16 protein-coding genes are annotated in these 16,386 nt (G+C 70.7%); all 16 read left to right on the forward strand.

The window, feature by feature from the left end; all coding sequences use genetic code 11:
* The 16 genes from ACYVJE_RS10180 (at position 1) to rpsQ (ending at position 16,245) form a co-directional block, all read left to right on the forward strand.
* Entirely contained in the window at positions 1–5,154 is a 5,154-nt protein-coding gene (locus tag ACYVJE_RS10180; RefSeq protein WP_461144278.1) for an ADP-ribosylglycohydrolase family protein, read from the forward strand.
* 654 nt (positions 5,155–5,808) lie between these two features.
* Positions 5,809–6,183 (forward strand): 30S ribosomal protein S12, encoded by a 375-nt coding sequence (gene rpsL / locus ACYVJE_RS10185; protein ID WP_459160084.1) that lies wholly within the window; start codon positions 5,809–5,811, stop codon positions 6,181–6,183.
* The gene (gene rpsG, locus ACYVJE_RS10190; protein ID WP_459157389.1) at positions 6,183–6,653 is read left to right on the forward strand and encodes a 30S ribosomal protein S7; all 471 of its coding nucleotides are present in this window, start codon (positions 6,183–6,185) and stop codon (positions 6,651–6,653) included. Before rpsL ends, rpsG begins: the two co-directional genes overlap by 1 nt.
* A gap of 75 nt (positions 6,654–6,728) precedes the next feature.
* Entirely contained in the window at positions 6,729–8,831 is a 2,103-nt protein-coding gene (gene fusA, locus ACYVJE_RS10195) for an elongation factor G (protein ID WP_461144279.1), read from the forward strand.
* Between the two features lie 161 nt (positions 8,832–8,992).
* Positions 8,993–10,186, forward strand: coding sequence for an elongation factor Tu (tuf, locus tag ACYVJE_RS10200; RefSeq protein WP_459157387.1), 1,194 nt, complete (start codon positions 8,993–8,995; stop codon positions 10,184–10,186).
* A 649-nt stretch (positions 10,187–10,835) separates the two neighbouring features.
* Entirely contained in the window at positions 10,836–11,141 is a 306-nt protein-coding gene (gene rpsJ, locus ACYVJE_RS10205) for a 30S ribosomal protein S10 (RefSeq protein ID WP_459157386.1), read from the forward strand.
* Between the two features lie 38 nt (positions 11,142–11,179).
* Entirely contained in the window at positions 11,180–11,830 is a 651-nt protein-coding gene (gene rplC, locus ACYVJE_RS10210) for a 50S ribosomal protein L3 (protein WP_459157385.1), read from the forward strand.
* Positions 11,830–12,516 carry a 50S ribosomal protein L4 gene (gene rplD / locus ACYVJE_RS10215; RefSeq protein WP_459157384.1) on the forward strand — a complete coding sequence of 229 codons (687 nt, stop codon included), beginning with the start codon at positions 11,830–11,832 and terminating at the stop codon, positions 12,514–12,516. The genes rplC and rplD overlap by 1 nt, the downstream gene beginning before the upstream one ends.
* Entirely contained in the window at positions 12,513–12,812 is a 300-nt protein-coding gene (gene rplW, locus ACYVJE_RS10220; protein WP_459157383.1) for a 50S ribosomal protein L23, read from the forward strand. The genes rplD and rplW overlap by 4 nt, the downstream gene beginning before the upstream one ends.
* 31 nt (positions 12,813–12,843) lie before the next feature.
* Positions 12,844–13,680 (forward strand): 50S ribosomal protein L2, encoded by an 837-nt coding sequence (gene rplB / locus ACYVJE_RS10225; RefSeq protein ID WP_459157382.1) that lies wholly within the window; start codon positions 12,844–12,846, stop codon positions 13,678–13,680.
* Between the two features lie 18 nt (positions 13,681–13,698).
* On the forward strand, positions 13,699–13,980 hold the full coding sequence (gene rpsS, locus ACYVJE_RS10230; protein WP_459157381.1) for a 30S ribosomal protein S19: 282 nt from the start codon (positions 13,699–13,701) through the stop codon (positions 13,978–13,980).
* Between the two features lie 42 nt (positions 13,981–14,022).
* On the forward strand, positions 14,023–14,445 hold the full coding sequence (rplV, locus tag ACYVJE_RS10235) for a 50S ribosomal protein L22 (RefSeq protein ID WP_459157380.1): 423 nt from the start codon (positions 14,023–14,025) through the stop codon (positions 14,443–14,445).
* Positions 14,445–15,308, forward strand: a complete 864-nt coding sequence (gene rpsC, locus ACYVJE_RS10240; RefSeq protein ID WP_459157379.1) for a 30S ribosomal protein S3 — start codon at positions 14,445–14,447, stop codon at positions 15,306–15,308. The genes rplV and rpsC overlap by 1 nt, the downstream gene beginning before the upstream one ends.
* A 3-nt stretch (positions 15,309–15,311) precedes the next feature.
* A complete protein-coding gene (rplP, locus tag ACYVJE_RS10245) occupies positions 15,312–15,731 on the forward strand; it encodes a 50S ribosomal protein L16 (protein WP_459157378.1) in 420 nt (139 codons plus the stop codon).
* Positions 15,731–15,973 (forward strand): 50S ribosomal protein L29, encoded by a 243-nt coding sequence (rpmC, locus tag ACYVJE_RS10250; protein WP_459157377.1) that lies wholly within the window; start codon positions 15,731–15,733, stop codon positions 15,971–15,973. The genes rplP and rpmC overlap by 1 nt, the downstream gene beginning before the upstream one ends.
* Entirely contained in the window at positions 15,970–16,245 is a 276-nt protein-coding gene (gene rpsQ / locus ACYVJE_RS10255) for a 30S ribosomal protein S17 (RefSeq protein WP_459157376.1), read from the forward strand. The genes rpmC and rpsQ overlap by 4 nt, the downstream gene beginning before the upstream one ends.
* The last annotated feature ends 141 nt before the right edge of the window (positions 16,246–16,386 follow it).

The following is a 16,386-nucleotide window of genomic DNA, read 5'->3' on the forward strand; positions in this document are numbered from 1 at the left end:
ATGACCACACCCGGCTCGTCTGCCAGCCCGCTGAACTGGGCAGACAGATTCCGCGCCGCGATGCTCGGTGGCGCGGTCGGTGACGCGTTCGGCGCCGCCGTCCGCAATTCGTCCACTGCGGACGTCCAGCGGTGGTACGGCCCGCGCGGGTTGACCGACTACGCGCCCGCCTTCGGGCGCAGGGGCCAGGCCAGCGACCTGACGCAGCTGTCCGCCTTCACGCTGGAGGCGGTGCTGCGCACCCGGGCCAACGCCGGTGCCGACGGGCAGGTGCTGTCGTACGTGTTCCGCAACCAGCTGCGCTGGCTGCACACGCAGGGGGTGCCGTGGCCGTTCGCGATGCGCCGCTACCTGCACGAGGAACCGGCGCCGACCGGCTGGCTGCTCGGTCGTCCCGAGCTGTACTCGACGCGCAATCCCGGCGGTCCCGCGCTGGCGGCCCTGGGCGGGATGGCGCAGCAGTCACCTGTGGACGCGCGGGGCGGGGTCCGGCCGGCGAGCGCGGCGGAAGGCCCGGTGGACTGCCTCGTGTGGACGGCGCCGCTGGCGGTGTGCGCCGCGCGCCCGGACACGGCCTTCGAGTTGGCCTCCGCGCTGGCCAACGTGTTCACCAGCGCGAGCAACACGCGGGCGGCCGCGGGCACGCACGGTTGCGTGCTCGCCAGGGTGCTGCGCGGCAGCTCCCTGTGGGAGGCGGTGGCCCAGGCCGACGAGCAGCTCGCCGTCACTTCGGTGGGCGAGGAGACCGGGCGGTTCCCCGCCGCGGTGCGGCAGCTGCTGCACGGCGCCATGTTCGTCTCCCGGCGGGAGCGCCCGGTCGGCCCCGGTGAGCTCGACGTGGAATTCGACCTGGCCAGCGGGTTCGGCGAGCTCGGCGTGGCGTTGACCGCCGTGGGCCGCACCCCCTCGTTCGCGGACGCGGTGCGCGCCGCGGTGAACCACTCCGCCGACAGCGCGGTGGCCGGGTCGCTCGCCGGGCAGCTCGCCGGCGCGCTGTACGGGCCGGCGGCGATCCCCGCGGGCTGGCTGGACGAGCTCGAACTGCGGGAGGTCCTCGAAACGCTGTCCCAGGACGCGGTGGACGCCTTCGGCGTTCCGCGCTGGGCCCGGCGCTACGCCGAGCAGCAGACGCCGGTGCTGGCGCACCAGCCCGGTGGGCCGGAGCGGAGCGAGCGCGCGGACCGGACGATGGTGCTGCCCGCGATTCCCGCCTCCGACGAGGCCGACGAGCCGGGCGCGGCGGAAGGGGGCACGGAGCCGCTGCCGGTGGCCGCGGTGCGCACCTCCGCCGCGGAGACCGGCGTCTCCGGCGGTGCGGGTGCGCTCGGGGACGGAGCGGTGACGTGGGAGTTCGCGGGCGGCGGCGCCGACACCGGGCCGGACACCGCGTTCGAGTCGGGGAGCGCGTTCGGGCCGGACACCGCGTTCAGCGCGCCGCACCGGGGGCGCGTCGGGACCGAGGACCCGCCGACCGCGGTGTTCCCCGCGGCCGAGGCCGCGCCGTTGCCCGCCCGCGATGTCGCGGACACCTCCGCGCGCTCGGAGGAACCCGCTGCTGCGGAACCCGCTGTTGAGGCCCCGGCGTGGGAGACCCCTCCTCGGGAGGAAGGAGCCCAGGGGGGAGCGGGTTCAGCGCTCGGCAGCACCGCGGAGGAGGCCCGCTCGGAACCGGGTGCCGCCCCCGCGGCGGAGCAGCTCGCTCCCGAGGCGGAGACGGGGGCAGATGCGGCCCGCGGGGCGGAGGAGCGCGAGACCCCGAGCGGCGCGCCGGAAGCCGAGGTCTCCCGGAGCGGCGCTGCCGGGCTCGGCCCGGATCCGGAGCCGGAGCCGGCGGACGGTCCGCGGCACGCCGAGGTGCGGGGGTGGGGCTGGCAGGACTGGCGCCACGAGTCGTTCCACGACACCGCCGCGGCGGGTGGACCCCGGGACAGCGCGTTCTCCGCAGCCGAGCACGCGGTGCGCGAGTTCTGGTTGCGTTCCGCGGAGTCCCAGCGGGACACCCCGGTGGAGGAGGGCCCTGTGGAGGGGTCCGTGGAGGCTCCGGCGGGGAACGGTTCCGCCGCGGACACCGGTTCGGCGCTCCAGGAGGGGACATCGGCCGGCCCCGCGCATGAGCCCCTCGAACGCCCCGGGACGGCGTCCGCTGCGGAGGAGTCGCTCGCCGAGCGGTGGGAGCGCTCCGCGGAGGCCGCACCTCCCGTGGAGGCCGCACCTCCCGCGGAGGCCGCACCCCCCGCGGCGGAGGGCGCGCGCGGCAGGCACGAGTCCGCCGGGCCCGCACCGGTGCACGCGGTGCCCGAGGGGCAACAGGGCGCGGCGCGCACCGCAGAAGCGGGACGGGCCGAGGCCGGGCGCGGCGGGGAGCACGCCCGCGGCGGTGCTCCCGTGGCGGACGCCCCGTCGCTGGCCGAGCGGGTTCTGGGCGGGTTCCTCGGCAGCGCCCTCGGGGACGCGTGCGGCTACGGGCCCGCCGACGCGCCGGCGGGGTTCGGCGCCGCGGGGGCCGCGAGCGTCACCGAGGTCACGCGGTCGACCCTGTTCACCGCGGAAGGCCTGATCCGCGCCAGCGTCGCCCGGCGCGCGCTCGGCGAGAGCGATCCGCTGCCGGAGCTGCGCCTGGCCCACCAGCGCTGGCTGCACGCGTGCGGGGTGGAGTGGTCCGTGGCGGCCGGCCCGTTCCGCGAAGCGGTCCCGCAGCCCGACGGGTGGTTGGTCGACGTCGCCGGGATGCACGTCGACGGCGGCGCGAGCGGCACCGTGCTGGAAGCGCTCATCGGCTACGGCGCGGGCGGCACCGGAACGCCGGACAACCGGGCCGACGATGCCGGCGCGGTGCCCAGGGGTGCTCCGATCGCGCTGCTGTCCGCCGACCCGGCCGAGGTCTTCGACCTGGCCGCGCGCACGGCGGCGTTCACCCACGCGCACCCGGACGGCCACCTGCCCGCCGGGGCGTTCGCCGTGGTCGTGCAGCAGGGGCTGCTGGGACGCGAGCTCGACGACGGCGTGTGGCTCGCCCTGCAGGTCCTGGAGACCTGCGAGGACTCCGCGCTGACCAGCGGGCTGCTGAGGAGTGCCGTCGAGCTCGCGCGTGCGGACATCCCCGCCGAGGAGGTCCGCGAGCGCCTCGGCGCGGGCAGCACGGGTGCGGAAGCGCTGGCGATCGCGGTGTACGCCGCGCTCACCGGTGGTGCGGACGTGGCGCACGCCGCGGTGCGGGCCGCGCGGCACTCGGGCGAGCCCTGCGTGGTCGGCGCGCTGTGCGGCTGCATCCTCGGTGCGCTGCGGGGGGTCGGACGGCTCCCCGTGGACAGCTTGGCCGGGCTGGAGCTGCGCGCGGTGGTGCAGCGCATGGCGCTGGACTGCGTCGCGGAGTTCGCCGATGACGAGGCCGCGGTCGAGGACGGAGCGGTCGAGGGCGAGACGAGCACCACCCGCCCGGACGACGAGGAGTGGCACGAGCGGTACCCGGTGCGCGCGCTCGGCTCCGAGGCCGCGACCGGCGGGGCTCCGCTCGGTGCGGCCGGCGGTGCTCCGCTCGAGGAGGGGGCGACCGGGTGGCCCGCCGAGTTCGGCGCACCGCTGCCCGCGCCGGCCGAACCGCCGATCCCGGAGTCCGCGAGCGCGCCGGAGGGCGCGGCGCCGGTGAGCGAGCCCGCGCACGTGCGGGCGGCCTGGGAGGGCGGATCCGAGCGCGCCGACTGCGAGGACTCCTCCGAGGAGGGCTGCGCGGAGGTCGCGGCCGAGGACGTCGCGGAGGAGCTCGACCCGGTGGCCGAGACCTCGCCGGAACCGCCCGCGGTGGAGTTCGACGCACCCGATGACGACGTGCCGACCGCTGATCCCGGCAGCGCACGGTTCCGCGAGGAGCCGGGACCGCGTGCGGAGCCGGGGCCGCGCGTCGTGCTGCCGGACGAACCTCCGCTGGGAGCGGACGAGGCGGCCGAGGGCGACTCCGCCGCGGACGAGCAGGCGGAATTGCCGCACCGGGTCGGGCCGGTGGACACCGCGCCCCCCGCGGAGGGGCCCGAACCCCTCGCGGGAGGTCCCGACGGCGCCGCGGCCGAGGCGCCGGACGGCGGCGCGCCGGAACCCGCCGGGGTCGAAGAGGACGCCGGGGTCGATGAGGACGCCGGGGAGGTCGCGGGTGTCGAGCTCGCCGACGAGTTCCCCGCGGGTGCCGCGGAGCCTGCGGCGACCTCCCCGAGCGGAGCGGAGGTCTTCTCGAGCGGAGCGTCCGATGCCTCGCGCGCACGCGCGGAGGATGCGGAGGATGGTGCCCGGCACGCACGCGCGGAGGTTGCGGAGGCGGGGACTCCGCAAGTGGAGGCCTCGCAGGCGGCGGAGTTCTCGTGGGAAGTCGGGACCTCGGAGGAGGCGGCCGAGGGCCGCAGCACCGCGGCGGTGTGGGTGGAGCCCCGCGCCGCGGCGGAGGCGCCGCAGGCGCGCTCCGGTGCGCACGAGGTTGATCCGGCCCCGGAGGCGGGGTTCCCCGGGACGGGGCTGCAGGCTCCCCGGCTTCCGGACGACGGCGCGCGCGAGGTCGAAGTGGACAGCGGGCCCGACGGGACTGCTGAGTCCGTTGGGACTGCTGGGGCCGAGGCGGACGCCGGCGGTGACCGGGCCGACCCCCTGCCGGTGCGATCCTCCGCGATGTCACTCGATCGGGCATTTCCCGGTGCGGACGGGGAGGCCGGGTCGGTCCGCGAGCACGAGCAATTCCGCTCCGCCGGTTCTCCGGCCGAACCCGCCGGGCCGTTGACCGGCACCACCGGGTCGCCGACCGGCCTCGCCGATCCGGCTGCCGGAGCGGCCGATCCGCTGGCGGGGACCGCAGGGGCGGGTGACGTCTCGGACAGGACCGAGCGGTTGCACGTCGGTGCTGGCCTGCCTGCAGGGGCCGGCCGCTCCGCGGACGGGACCTCCGGTGCCGGGGCGGACGCCGAGGAGCGCGCGACGGGATCGGACGGCGCGCGGGCCCCGGAGGACGCGGCGCGCACCGGGGAGCAGTTCCCCACGCCGAAGCCGGCCCCCCGGCGCATCAACGGAGTGGTGGACACCACGCCCCCGGCTCCCGAGGGATCGCAGGAACCAGAGGGGTCTCCGGAGCCGGAGGCCTCCCCGGCCTCGAGGAGTGACCCGGCCCCCGAGGAGTGACCCGGAACCCCCGGCCCGGAACCCCCGGTCCGGAACCCGGGGCGCCCTCCGGGCGGTCCCGAACGGCGGCGGCCCGGACGCGCGGACGGATTCCCCCGTTTCGCGCATGTCCGGGCTTGTCCGGGCGAGTACGCTGGCGGCACAAGCCAAAGCGCTCACCGGTGCCGCGTTCCGCCACCGGTTCGGCCGGGTCAGCCTGGGGGAGCTCCGCGGGCAGTCGGAGCCGCCGCGACCTCGCCGGGACCGGGAATCGGCGGGAAACAGCACCGCAAGAGCGAGCGGTCAAACCGACCCCCGTTTTGACCCCCTGTGAACGGGGCAGGTATCTTTGATTCCTGGACCCGAGCTCATCGGGTCGGTCCGTGTGCTGTTCGCGCGGTGCGCCTCGGGTGGCCCACGCATGCGTCATACGGACAGTGCGGAACTCCTCCCGCAGGCACTGGGCATCCGCGCTGGGCATCCCAGGGTGGCTGCAGTGTCCACACCGAGGAGTGGGCAACACGCCCGACTTCGGGGGTCGGAGGGTTTCCGGAACCAGGACGGTGCCCGGCCGGCGATCGACGGGTGTTCGACGCCGGGGCACCCCGAGGCTCGAACGAGCGCGGCTTGGTCGAGCACCCGAAGAAGACGCGAACGCTGACAGAAAGCCGGTCCATGCCCACCATCCAGCAGCTGGTCCGAAAGGGCCGCCAGGACAAGCCCGCGAAGCTGACGACTGCCGGGCTCAAGGGGAGCCCGCAGCGGCGCGGTGTGTGCACCCGCGTGTACACCACCACCCCGAAGAAGCCGAACTCGGCACTGCGTAAGGTCGCCCGTGTCAGGCTGACCAGTGGCGTCGAGGTGACGGCGTACATCCCGGGCGAAGGCCACAACCTGCAGGAGCACTCGATCGTGCTCGTTCGCGGTGGTCGTGTGAAGGACCTCCCCGGCGTCCGTTACAAGATCGTCCGCGGTGCCGCTGACACGCAGGGTGTGAAGAACCGCAAGCAGTCTCGCAGCCAGTACGGCGCGAAGAAGGAGAAGAGCTGATGCCCCGTAAGGGTCCGGCCCCGAAGCGGTCGTTGTACGCTGATCCGGTCTATGGTTCCCCGCTGGTCACCCAGCTCGTGAACAAGGTGCTGGTGGACGGGAAGCGGTCCTTGGCCGAGCGGATCGTCTACGGTGCGTTGGAAGGCTGCCGGGAGAAGACCGGCACCGACCCGGTGGTCACGCTCAAGCGCGCGCTGGACAACGTCAAACCCACCCTGGAGGTCCGCAGCCGCCGCGTCGGTGGCGCGACGTACCAGGTCCCGGTGGAGGTGCGCCAGGGTCGCTCCACGACGCTGGCCCTGCGCTGGATCGTCATCTACTCCCGGCAGCGGCGCGAGAAGTCCATGGTCGAACGCCTGACCAACGAGCTGCTGGACGCGAGCAACGGTCTCGGCGCGAGCGTGAAGAAGCGCGAAGACACGCACAAGATGGCGGAGTCCAACAAGGCTTTCGCGCACTACCGCTGGTGACGTCGGGTCGGCCCACTGCCCGCTCGGCGCACCGCTTCGACAGCTTGCACCTGCTGTAGGAACGGGGAAGATCTCGTGGCACGCGACGTGCTTACGGACCTCACCAAGGTCCGCAACATCGGCATCATGGCCCACATCGACGCGGGCAAGACCACTGCGACCGAGCGGATCCTCTTCTACACGGGGATCAACTACAAGCTCGGGGAGACGCACGACGGTGCGTCTACGATGGACTGGATGCAGGAGGAGCAGAAGCGGGGGATCACCATCACCTCGGCTGCTACCACCACCTTCTGGAACAACTACCAGATCAACATCATCGACACCCCCGGGCACGTCGATTTCACCGCCGAGGTGGAGCGCTCGCTGCGCGTGCTGGACGGCGCCGTCGCGGTCTTCGACGGCAAGGAAGGCGTCGAACCGCAGTCCGAGCAGGTCTGGCGCCAGGCGGACAAGTACGACGTCCCGCGCATCTGCTTCATCAACAAGATGGACAAGCTGGGCGCGGACTTCGACTACAGCGTCGGCACCATCCGCGAGCGCCTGAACGCCAAGCCGCTGGTGCTGCAGCTGCCGATCGGTCGGGAGTCCGACTTCGAGGGCGTCGTCGACGTGGTCAACATGCAGGCGCTGACCTGGCGCGGTGATGTTGAGAAGGGCGCCAAGTACGCCGTCGAGGACATCCCGGAGGAGCTGCGCGAGAAGGCGGAGCGCGCTCGGGAGGAGCTCGTCGAGTCGGTGGCCGAGAGCTCCGAGGAGCTCATGGAGGCCTACTTCGGCGGCGAGGAGCTCACCGTCGACCAGATCAAGGCCGGCATCCGCAAGCTCACCATCGACCGCGAGGCGTTCCCGGTGCTGTGCGGCTCCGCCTTCAAGAACAAGGGCGTGCAGCCGATGCTGGACGCGGTGGTCGACTTCCTGCCGTCGCCGCTGGACCTGCCGCCGGTGCAGGGCACGCTGACCGACGGGGAGACCGCCGACGAGCGCAAGCCGGACACGAAGGCGCCCTTCTCCGCGCTGGCGTTCAAGGTCGCGGTGCACCCGTTCTACGGCAAGCTCACCTACGTCCGCGTGTACTCCGGGACGATCCAGCAGGGTCAGCAGATCATCAACGCGACCCGCGGGCGCAAGGAGCGCATCGGCAAGCTGTTCCAGATGCACTCCAACAAGGAGAACCCGGTCGATGAGGCGCAGGCCGGGCACATCTACGCCGTGGTCGGCCTCAAGGAGACCGGCACCGGTGACACGCTCTCCGACTCGAACAGCCCGATCGTGCTGGAGTCGATGAGCTTCCCCGCCTCGGTCATCGACGTGGCCATCGAGCCGAAGAGCAAGGCGGACCAGGAGAAGCTGTCCACCGCCATCCAGAAGCTGGCCGAGGAGGACCCCACGTTCCGGGTGCACCGGGACGAGGAGACCGGCCAGACCATCATCGGCGGCATGGGCGAGCTCCACCTGGAGGTCCTCGTCAACCGGATGAAGACGGACTTCAAGGTCGAGGCCAACATCGGCAAGCCGCAGGTCTCCTACCGCGAGACCATCCGCAAGCCGGTGGAGAAGTTCGAGTACACGCACAAGAAGCAGACCGGTGGCTCGGGTCAGTTCGCGCGCGTGATCATCAACCTCGAACCGATCGAGCAGACCAACGACAGCGCGACCTACGAGTTCGAGAACAAGGTCGTCGGCGGGCGGGTTCCGAAGGAATTCATCCCGTCGGTGGACGAGGGCGCGCAGGACGCCATGCAGTACGGGGTGCTCGCGGGCTACCCGCTGGTCGGCGTGAAGGTGACCTTGGTCGACGGCCAGTACCACGAGGTCGACTCCTCGGAGATGGCCTTCAAGGTCGCGGGTTCCATGGCGATGAAGGAGGCCACCGCCAAGGCCAGCCCCTGCCTGCTGGAACCCATGATGGCGGTCGAGGTGACCACGCCCGAGGAGTACATGGGCGACGTCATCGGCGACCTGAACTCCCGCCGTGGTCAGGTCCAGGCCATGGAGGAGCGCAACGGCACGCGGGTCGTGAAGGGCCTCGCTCCGTTGTCCGAGATGTTCGGGTACGTCGGCGAGCTCCGGTCCAAGACGCAGGGGCGCGCCAACTACACGATGCACTTCGACTCCTATGCCGAGGTTCCCGCGAACGTGGCGAAGGAGATCATCGCGAAGGCGACCGGGGAGTGACTCCCCCGTAGAAACCGGTGCGGCGGAGCACCGGTCCCGCACCCGGCGGTGGTGCCGCCGGGCGGTGGTTCCGGTGGTCCGCCTCCCACCACCCGACAGGACTCCGCCTGGCGCACCAAGGTCGTATGGCGGAAAGGTAACAAGTCCAGGAGGACATTCCAGTGGCGAAGGCGAAGTTCGAGAGGGACAAGCCGCACGTCAACATCGGGACCATCGGTCACGTTGACCACGGCAAGACCACCCTGACGGCAGCCATCACCAAGGTGCTGCACGACAAGCACCCGGAGCTCAACCCCTTCACGCCCTTCGATGACATCGACAAGGCGCCGGAGGAAAAAGAGCGCGGCATCACGATCCAGATCGCGCACGTCGAGTACCAGACCGAGGCGCGCCACTACGCGCACGTCGACGCCCCCGGTCACGCCGACTACGTGAAGAACATGATCACCGGTGCCGCCCAGATGGACGGTGCGATCCTGGTGGTCGCCGCGACCGACGGCCCGATGCCGCAGACCCGCGAGCACGTGCTGCTGGCCCGGCAGGTCGGCGTCCCCTACATCGTGGTGGCGCTGAACAAGGCCGACATGGTCGAGGACGACGAGATCAGCGAGCTCGTCGAGATGGAGGTTCGGGAGCTGCTCTCCGAGCAGGAGTTCCCGGGCGACGACATCCCGGTCGTGAAGGTCTCCGCGCTCAAGGCCCTGGAGGGCGACGAGCAGTGGGGCGACCGGATCATGGACCTGCTCAACGCCTGCGACGAGAAGATCCCGGACCCGGTCCGCGCGACCGACCAGTCCTTCCTGATGCCGGTCGAGGACATCTTCTCGATCACCGGTCGCGGCACCGTGGTCACCGGCCGTGTCGAGCGCGGCATGATCAAGGTGAACGAAGAGGTCGAGATGGTCGGCATCAAGGACAAGCCGATCAAGACCACCGTCACCGGCGTCGAGATGTTCCGCAAGCTGCTCGACCAGGGCGAGGCCGGCGACAACGTCGGTCTGCTGGTCCGCGGTGTGAAGCGCGAGGACGTCGAGCGCGGCATGGTCGTCGTGAAGCCCGGCAGCACCACTCCGCACACCGAGTTCGAGGCGCAGGTGTACGTCCTGTCCAAGGACGAGGGTGGCCGCCACACGCCGTTCTTCAACAACTACCGGCCGCAGTTCTACTTCCGCACCACGGACGTGACCGGTGTCGTGACCTTGCCCGAGGGCACCGAGATGGTCATGCCCGGTGACAACACCGAGATGTCGGTGCAGCTCATCCAGCCCATCGCGATGGAGGAGGGGCTGCGCTTCGCGATCCGCGAGGGCGGCCGCACCGTCGGCGCCGGTCGCGTCACGAAGATCACCAAGTGAGTTGACGGGGGCCTGCCCTTCCGCGCGGAGGGCAGGCCTTCTGCGGTTTGCGGGCGTTCCACGCCAACAAACCACCCCGATGAGCAGCGGCGTACTCCGGTATGTCATGCTGTTCGGGTTGCTCGTGTGGGGCGGTTGCGAGCACCGCACGCCGGTGCTCGCGGTCGCTCCGTTGCGAGGGCCTCGCGGCCCTGTCTCGGGCCGGGCCCACCCACCGGACCTCCTCGGTCCGCGGCGGCGGTGCGGCGATCCGGACCGGACTGGCAAGCAGGTGTACGGGTTTTCCCATCCTCTGCGGCGACGTTCGCGGGGGACCGGTGCGCGGCAGTGGGCCGACACGCCCGACCGCGTGTTCCGGGCACCAACAAGCTGAACAGGGTGAACCGAGGGCTGTGCGATCCGGGATCCGGCTCGCCGGCCGCGTCCTGTGCCGCACCGCGCAGCGGTGGCCCGGTACCGCCCGGGCGGGCACGGACGCGCCGGAGCCGGACGACGGTCGGGCTTCCCGGAGATCGGGGTCTGGCGGGCATCGGGGGCGACACCCGGCCGCCACGGCCAGGTGACCGCGCGGTGGGCGCACCGCCGCGGCCGGCGCACCCGGTCCCACAACGAAACCGCGGCACGAGACCAGAAGGAACGGCAAGCCACTATGGCGGGACAGAAGATCCGCATCCGGCTCAAGGCCTACGACCACGAGGCGATCGACGCGTCCGCGCGCAAGATCGTCGAGACCGTGACGCGCACCGGCGCTCGGGTCGTTGGGCCGGTGCCGCTGCCCACGGAGAAGAACGTCTACTGCGTCATCCGCTCCCCGCACAAGTACAAGGACTCGCGGGAGCACTTCGAGATGCGTACGCACAAGCGAATGATCGACATCCTCGAACCGACGCCGAAGACGGTGGACGCGCTCATGCGCATCGACCTGCCAGCCAGCGTCGACGTGAACATCCAGTAAGGCACGGCGACCAGAGGTAGCTGGAGAGAACGAGACCCATGTCTGAGAAGCAGATCAAGGGGATTCTGGGCACCAAGCTCGGCATGACCCAGGTCTTCGACGAGAACAACCGGGTGGTGCCGGTGACCGTCGTGGAGGCCGGGCCGAACGTGGTCACTCAGATTCGCACCCCTGACAAGGACGGCTACTCGGCCGTGCAGCTGGCGTTCGGCGGGGTGAAGCCGCGCAAGGTGAACAAGCCCCGCGCCGGTCACTTCGCCAAGGCCGGTGTCACCCCGCGCCGGCACCTGATCGAGCTGCGCACGGCCGATGCGGGCGACTACGAAGTCGGCCAGGAGATCACCGCCGAGCTCTTCGACAGCGGCGCGGTCGTCGACGTGGTCGGCACCAGCAAGGGCAAGGGCTTCGCGGGCACCATCAAGCGGCACGGGTTCCACCGGCAGCCGATGAGCCACGGTACGCAGGCCGTGCACCGCAAGCCCGGTTCGATCGGCGGCTGCGCGTACCCCGGCCGCGTGTTCAAGGGCATGAAGATGGCGGGCCGGATGGGCTCGAACCGGGTCACCACGCAGAACCTGAAGGTGCACCAGGTCGAGCAGGACTCCGGTCTGCTGCTGATCAAGGGCGCCATCCCGGGTCCCAAGGGCGGCCTGGTGCTGGTGAAGAGTCCTGCGAAGGGTGGTGCGTGATGGGCGCGACGCTCGACGTCCGTACCCCGGACGGCAAGACCGACGGCACGGTCGAACTGCCCGCCGCGATCTTCGACGTGCAGGCGAGCATTCCGCTGATGCACCAGGTCGTCGTGGCGCAGCTGGCCGCCGGCCGGCAGGGTACCCACGCGACCAAGACTCGCGGCATGCGCGCCGGCGGCGGCAAGAAGCCGTACCGGCAGAAGGGGACCGGCAACGCCCGGCAGGGCTCGACCCGCGCCCCGCAGTTCAAGGGCGGCGGCGTCGTGCACGGCCCGCAGCCGCGCGACTACGACCAGCGCACGCCGAAGAAGATGAAGGCCAAGGCGCTGTTCGGCGCGCTGTCCGACCGGGTGCGCGCCGACCAGCTGCACGTGGTCACGCACGTGGTCGGTCCGGAGAAGCCGTCCACGAAGCAGGGCAAGGCGGCGCTGCGCAACTGGACCGATGCCCGCAAGGTGCTGGTCGTGTTGGACCGCCAGGACGAGGAGAACTCCTGGCTGAGCCTGCGGAACCTGCAGGGCGTGCACCTGCTCGACGCGAGCCAGGTCAACACCTACGACGTGCTGAACAACGACGACGTGGTGTTCACCAAGTCCGCGTTCGAGCGGTTCGTCAGCCGCGCGTCGCAGCAGGGTCGTCCGGCCACGACCGCCGCGTCTTCCACAGAGGAGGCTGAGCAGTGAGTGCCGACCCGCGTGACGTGATCATCAAGCCGGTGATCTCCGAGAAGAGCTACGGCTTGATGGAGGAGAACCAGTACACGTTCTTGGTGGACCCGCGGTCGAACAAGACCGAGATCAAGATCGCCGTCGAGAAGATCTTCGACGTTCGGGTTTCCAAGGTAAACACGATCAACCGCGAGGGGAAGCGCAAGCGCACCCGCACCGGGTGGGGCAAGCGCAAGGACACCAAGCGGGCGATCGTCACGTTGTCCCCGGACAGCAAGCCGATCGAGATCTTCGGCGGTACGGCTAGCTGACCGCGTTGACGAGGACGAGGTTGCATTAGGAATGGGCGTTCGCAAGCACAAGCCGACGACGGCGGGCCGTCGCGGCTCCAGCGTGTCCGACTTCGCCGAGCTCACGCGGTCGAAGCCGGAGAAGTCGTTGGTCCGTCCGCTGAACAAGAAGGCGGGCCGGAACAACAAGGGCAAGATCACCACACGCCACCAGGGCGGCGGGCACAAGCGGATGTACCGCATCATCGACTTCCGCCGTCATGACAAGGACGGTGTGCCGGCCAAGGTCGCGCACATCGAGTACGACCCGAACCGCAGCGCTCGGATCGCCCTGCTCAACTACAAGGACGGCGAGAAGCGCTACATCATCGCGCCGAACGGCGTCCGCCAGGGCGACTGGCTCGAGAACGGGGCCAAGGCCGACATCAAGTCCGGGAACAACCTCCCGCTGCGGAACATCCCGCTGGGCACCGTGATCCACGCGATCGAGCTCGCCCCGGGCGGCGGCGCCAAGATCGCGCGGGCCGCGGGCACCCGGGTGCAGCTGGTGGCCAAGGAGGGCCGCTTCGCGCAGCTGCGGATGCCCTCCGGCGAGATCCGCAACGTGGACGCGCGCTGCCGCGCCACCATCGGCGAGGTCGGCAACTCCGAGCACTCCAACATCAATTGGGGCAAGGCCGGCCGGATGCGCTGGAAGGGTCGTCGACCCACGGTCCGCGGTGTCGTCATGAACCCGATCGACCACCCGCACGGCGGTGGTGAGGGTCGCACCTCGGGTGGTCGCCACCCGGTCAACCCGAACGGCAAGCCGGAAGGCCGCACCCGTCGGAAGAAGCCCAGCGACAAGCTGATCGTCCGGCGTCGTCGGACCGGCAAGAAGAAGCGCTGAGCAGGGAGGTAACAACGCATGCCACGTAGCCTGAAGAAGGGCCCGTTCGTGGACGACCACCTGCTCAAGAAGGTGGACGCGCTGAACGAGTCCGGCAAGAAGACGGTGATCAAGACCTGGTCCCGCCGGTCGACGGTCATCCCGGACATGATCGGTCACACCATCGCGGTGCACGACGGGCGCAAGCACGTCCCGGTGTTCGTGACCGAGGCCATGGTCGGGCACAAGCTCGGCGAGTTCGCTCCGACCCGGACTTTCAAGGGTCACGTCAAAGAAGACCGGAAGTCGCGCCGCCGCTGAGCGGGTCTGTGACACGAACGAGGAACAGCAAGGGGTAGCAGGATGACAGCCCGTACTGAGGACACCGCCGCGGCGAACCCGCGCGCGGTGGCGCGGGCCCGCTACGTCCGCGTGTCGCCGCGCAAGGCGCGCCGCGTGGTCGAGCTCATCAAGGGCCGGAGCGCCAGCGATGCCCAGGTCGTGCTCCAGTTCGCGCCGCAGACCGCCAGCGGTCCGGTGTCGAAGGCGCTCGCCAGCGCGGTCGCCAACGCGGAGAACAACCAGTCCCTCGACCCCGACACCCTGTGGGTGCACCGGGCGTATGTGGATGAGGGCCCGACTCTGAAGCGGTTCCGGCCGCGGGCGCAGGGGCGCGCATTCCGCATCCGCAAGCGCACCTCGCACATCACGATCGAGGTCGAGTCGCGGTCGAAGGCGGCGAAGGCCGGCAAGTCCCGCAAGAGCCAGAAGGGGAGGGCCCGGTAGTGGGTCAGAAGATCAACCCGCACGGCTTCCGACTCGGCATCACCACGGACTTCAAGTCCCGCTGGTACGCCGAAAAGCAGTACTCGGATTACGTGGCGGAGGACGTCAAGATCCGCCGTCAGCTCTCTCGCGGCATGGAGCGCGCCGGGATCTCCAAGGTCGAGATCGAGCGCACCCGCGAGCGGGTCCGGGTGGACATCCACACCGCGCGGCCGGGCATCGTCATCGGCCGCCGGGGTGCGGAAGCGGACCGGATCCGCGGCCAGCTGGAGAAGCTGACCGGCAAGCAGGTTCAACTGAACATCCTCGAGGTGAAGAACCCCGAGGCGGACGCGCAGCTGGTGGCCCAGGGCATCGCCGAGCAGCTGTCCAACCGCGTGTCCTTCCGGCGCGCGATGCGCAAGGCCATCCAGTCGGCCATGCGTTCGCCGCAGGTCAAGGGCATCCGCGTGCAGTGCGCCGGCCGTCTGGGCGGTGCGGAGATGTCCCGCTCGGAGGTCTACCGCGAGGGCCGCGTGCCGCTGCACACGCTGCGCGCCGACATCGACTACGGCTTCTTCGAGGCCCGCACGACCTTCGGCCGCATCGGCGTGAAGGTCTGGGTCTACAAGGGCGAGCTGCTCGGTGGGCTGAAGCAGAAGCAGCAGGAGTCCGAGGTTCGTCCGCCGCGCAGCGGCGAACGCGGTGAGCGCGGCGAGCGCGGCGAGCGCGGCGGCCGTTCGGAGCGCGGTGGCCGTCGGCGCGGCGACCGTTCCAAGGGCTCGGCGCAGAGCCCGCAGCAGGCGCGAACCGCAGGGGATGCGGCCACTGCCAGCGCTCCGGAGGTCGCTGAGCCGAAGGCCGATGAGAAGACGGAGGGCTGACACGTGCTCGTCCCACGCAAGGTGAAGTGGCGGAAGAGCCACGCGCCGAAGCGGAAGGGCTTCGCCAAGGGCGGCACCCGGATCAACTTCGGCGAGTACGGGATTCAGGCGCTGGAGCACGGTTACGTGACCAACCGCCAGATCGAATCCGCCCGTATCGCGATCAACCGGCACGTCAAGCGTGGCGGCAAGGTCTGGATCAACATCTTCCCGGACCGCCCGCTGACGAAGAAGCCGGCGGAGACCCGGATGGGTGCCGGCAAGGGCTCCCCCGAGTACTGGATCGCGAACGTGAAACCGGGCCGGGTCATGTTCGAGTTGACCTTCCCGAACGAGAAGACCGCTCTCGAGGCGCTTCGGCGCGCGGCCCACAAGCTCCCGATGAAGTGCAAGATCGTGTCCCGCGAGGGTGGTGACTTCTGATGGCTGCTGGTGTCACCGCGGCGGAGCTGCGTGAACTGAACGACGAGGAGCTCGTGCAGCGGCTGAGGGAAGCCAAGGAGGAGCTGTTCAACCTCCGCTTCCAGATGGCCACTGGACAGCTGCAGAACAACCGTCGGCTGCGCACGGTCCGCAAGGACATCGCCCGGATCTACACGATCATGCGCGAGCGCGAGCTGGGCTTGGTCGACTCGCCCGAGAGCGCTGAGGAGGGCGCTGCATGAGTGAAACGACGCAGGGCGCAACCCGCAATCAGCGGAAGGTCCGGGAAGGCTACGTCGTCTCGGACAAGATGAACAAGACGGTCGTCGTCACGCTCGAGGACCGCAAGCAGCACGCCCTCTACGGCAAGATCATGCGCATGAACAAGAAGGTCAAGGCGCATGACGAGGAGAACTCCGCGGGCGTGGGTGACCGGGTGCTGCTGATGGAGACCCGGCCGCTGTCGGCGACGAAGCACTGGCGGATCGTCGAGATCGTGGAGAAGGCCAAGTAGTGACAGGCGCCCAAGCATGAGGGGCACGCGGTCGGCCGGCCGCCGGACGGTCACCTGCGGTCGGCCGGAGTGCGTGTTGGCATGACCGCGCGTGTCAGGTCGGAAATTTGGCGCGCCAGAGTGTGCTCGGGCACTCCCCGG

It is taken from the genome of Salinifilum aidingensis (assembly GCF_054782015.1).

Bases quoted from the DNA above. Each gene is read 5' to 3' on its own strand.
- ACYVJE_RS10180 (WP_461144278.1), top strand. From the start codon at position 1: ATGACCACACCCGGCTCGTCTGCCAGCCCGCTGAACTGGGCAGACAGA.
- rpsL (WP_459160084.1), top strand. From the start codon at position 5,809: ATGCCCACCATCCAGCAGCTGGTCCGAAAGGGCCGCCAGGACAAGCCC.
- rpsG (WP_459157389.1), top strand. From the start codon at position 6,183: ATGCCCCGTAAGGGTCCGGCCCCGAAGCGGTCGTTGTACGCTGATCCG.
- rpsJ (WP_459157386.1), top strand. From the start codon at position 10,836: ATGGCGGGACAGAAGATCCGCATCCGGCTCAAGGCCTACGACCACGAG.
- rplC (WP_459157385.1), top strand. From the start codon at position 11,180: ATGTCTGAGAAGCAGATCAAGGGGATTCTGGGCACCAAGCTCGGCATG.
- rplD (WP_459157384.1), top strand. From the start codon at position 11,830: ATGGGCGCGACGCTCGACGTCCGTACCCCGGACGGCAAGACCGACGGC.
- rplB (WP_459157382.1), top strand. From the start codon at position 12,844: ATGGGCGTTCGCAAGCACAAGCCGACGACGGCGGGCCGTCGCGGCTCC.
- rpsS (WP_459157381.1), top strand. From the start codon at position 13,699: ATGCCACGTAGCCTGAAGAAGGGCCCGTTCGTGGACGACCACCTGCTC.
- rplV (WP_459157380.1), top strand. From the start codon at position 14,023: ATGACAGCCCGTACTGAGGACACCGCCGCGGCGAACCCGCGCGCGGTG.
- rpmC (WP_459157377.1), top strand. From the start codon at position 15,731: ATGGCTGCTGGTGTCACCGCGGCGGAGCTGCGTGAACTGAACGACGAG.
- rpsQ (WP_459157376.1), top strand. From the start codon at position 15,970: ATGAGTGAAACGACGCAGGGCGCAACCCGCAATCAGCGGAAGGTCCGG.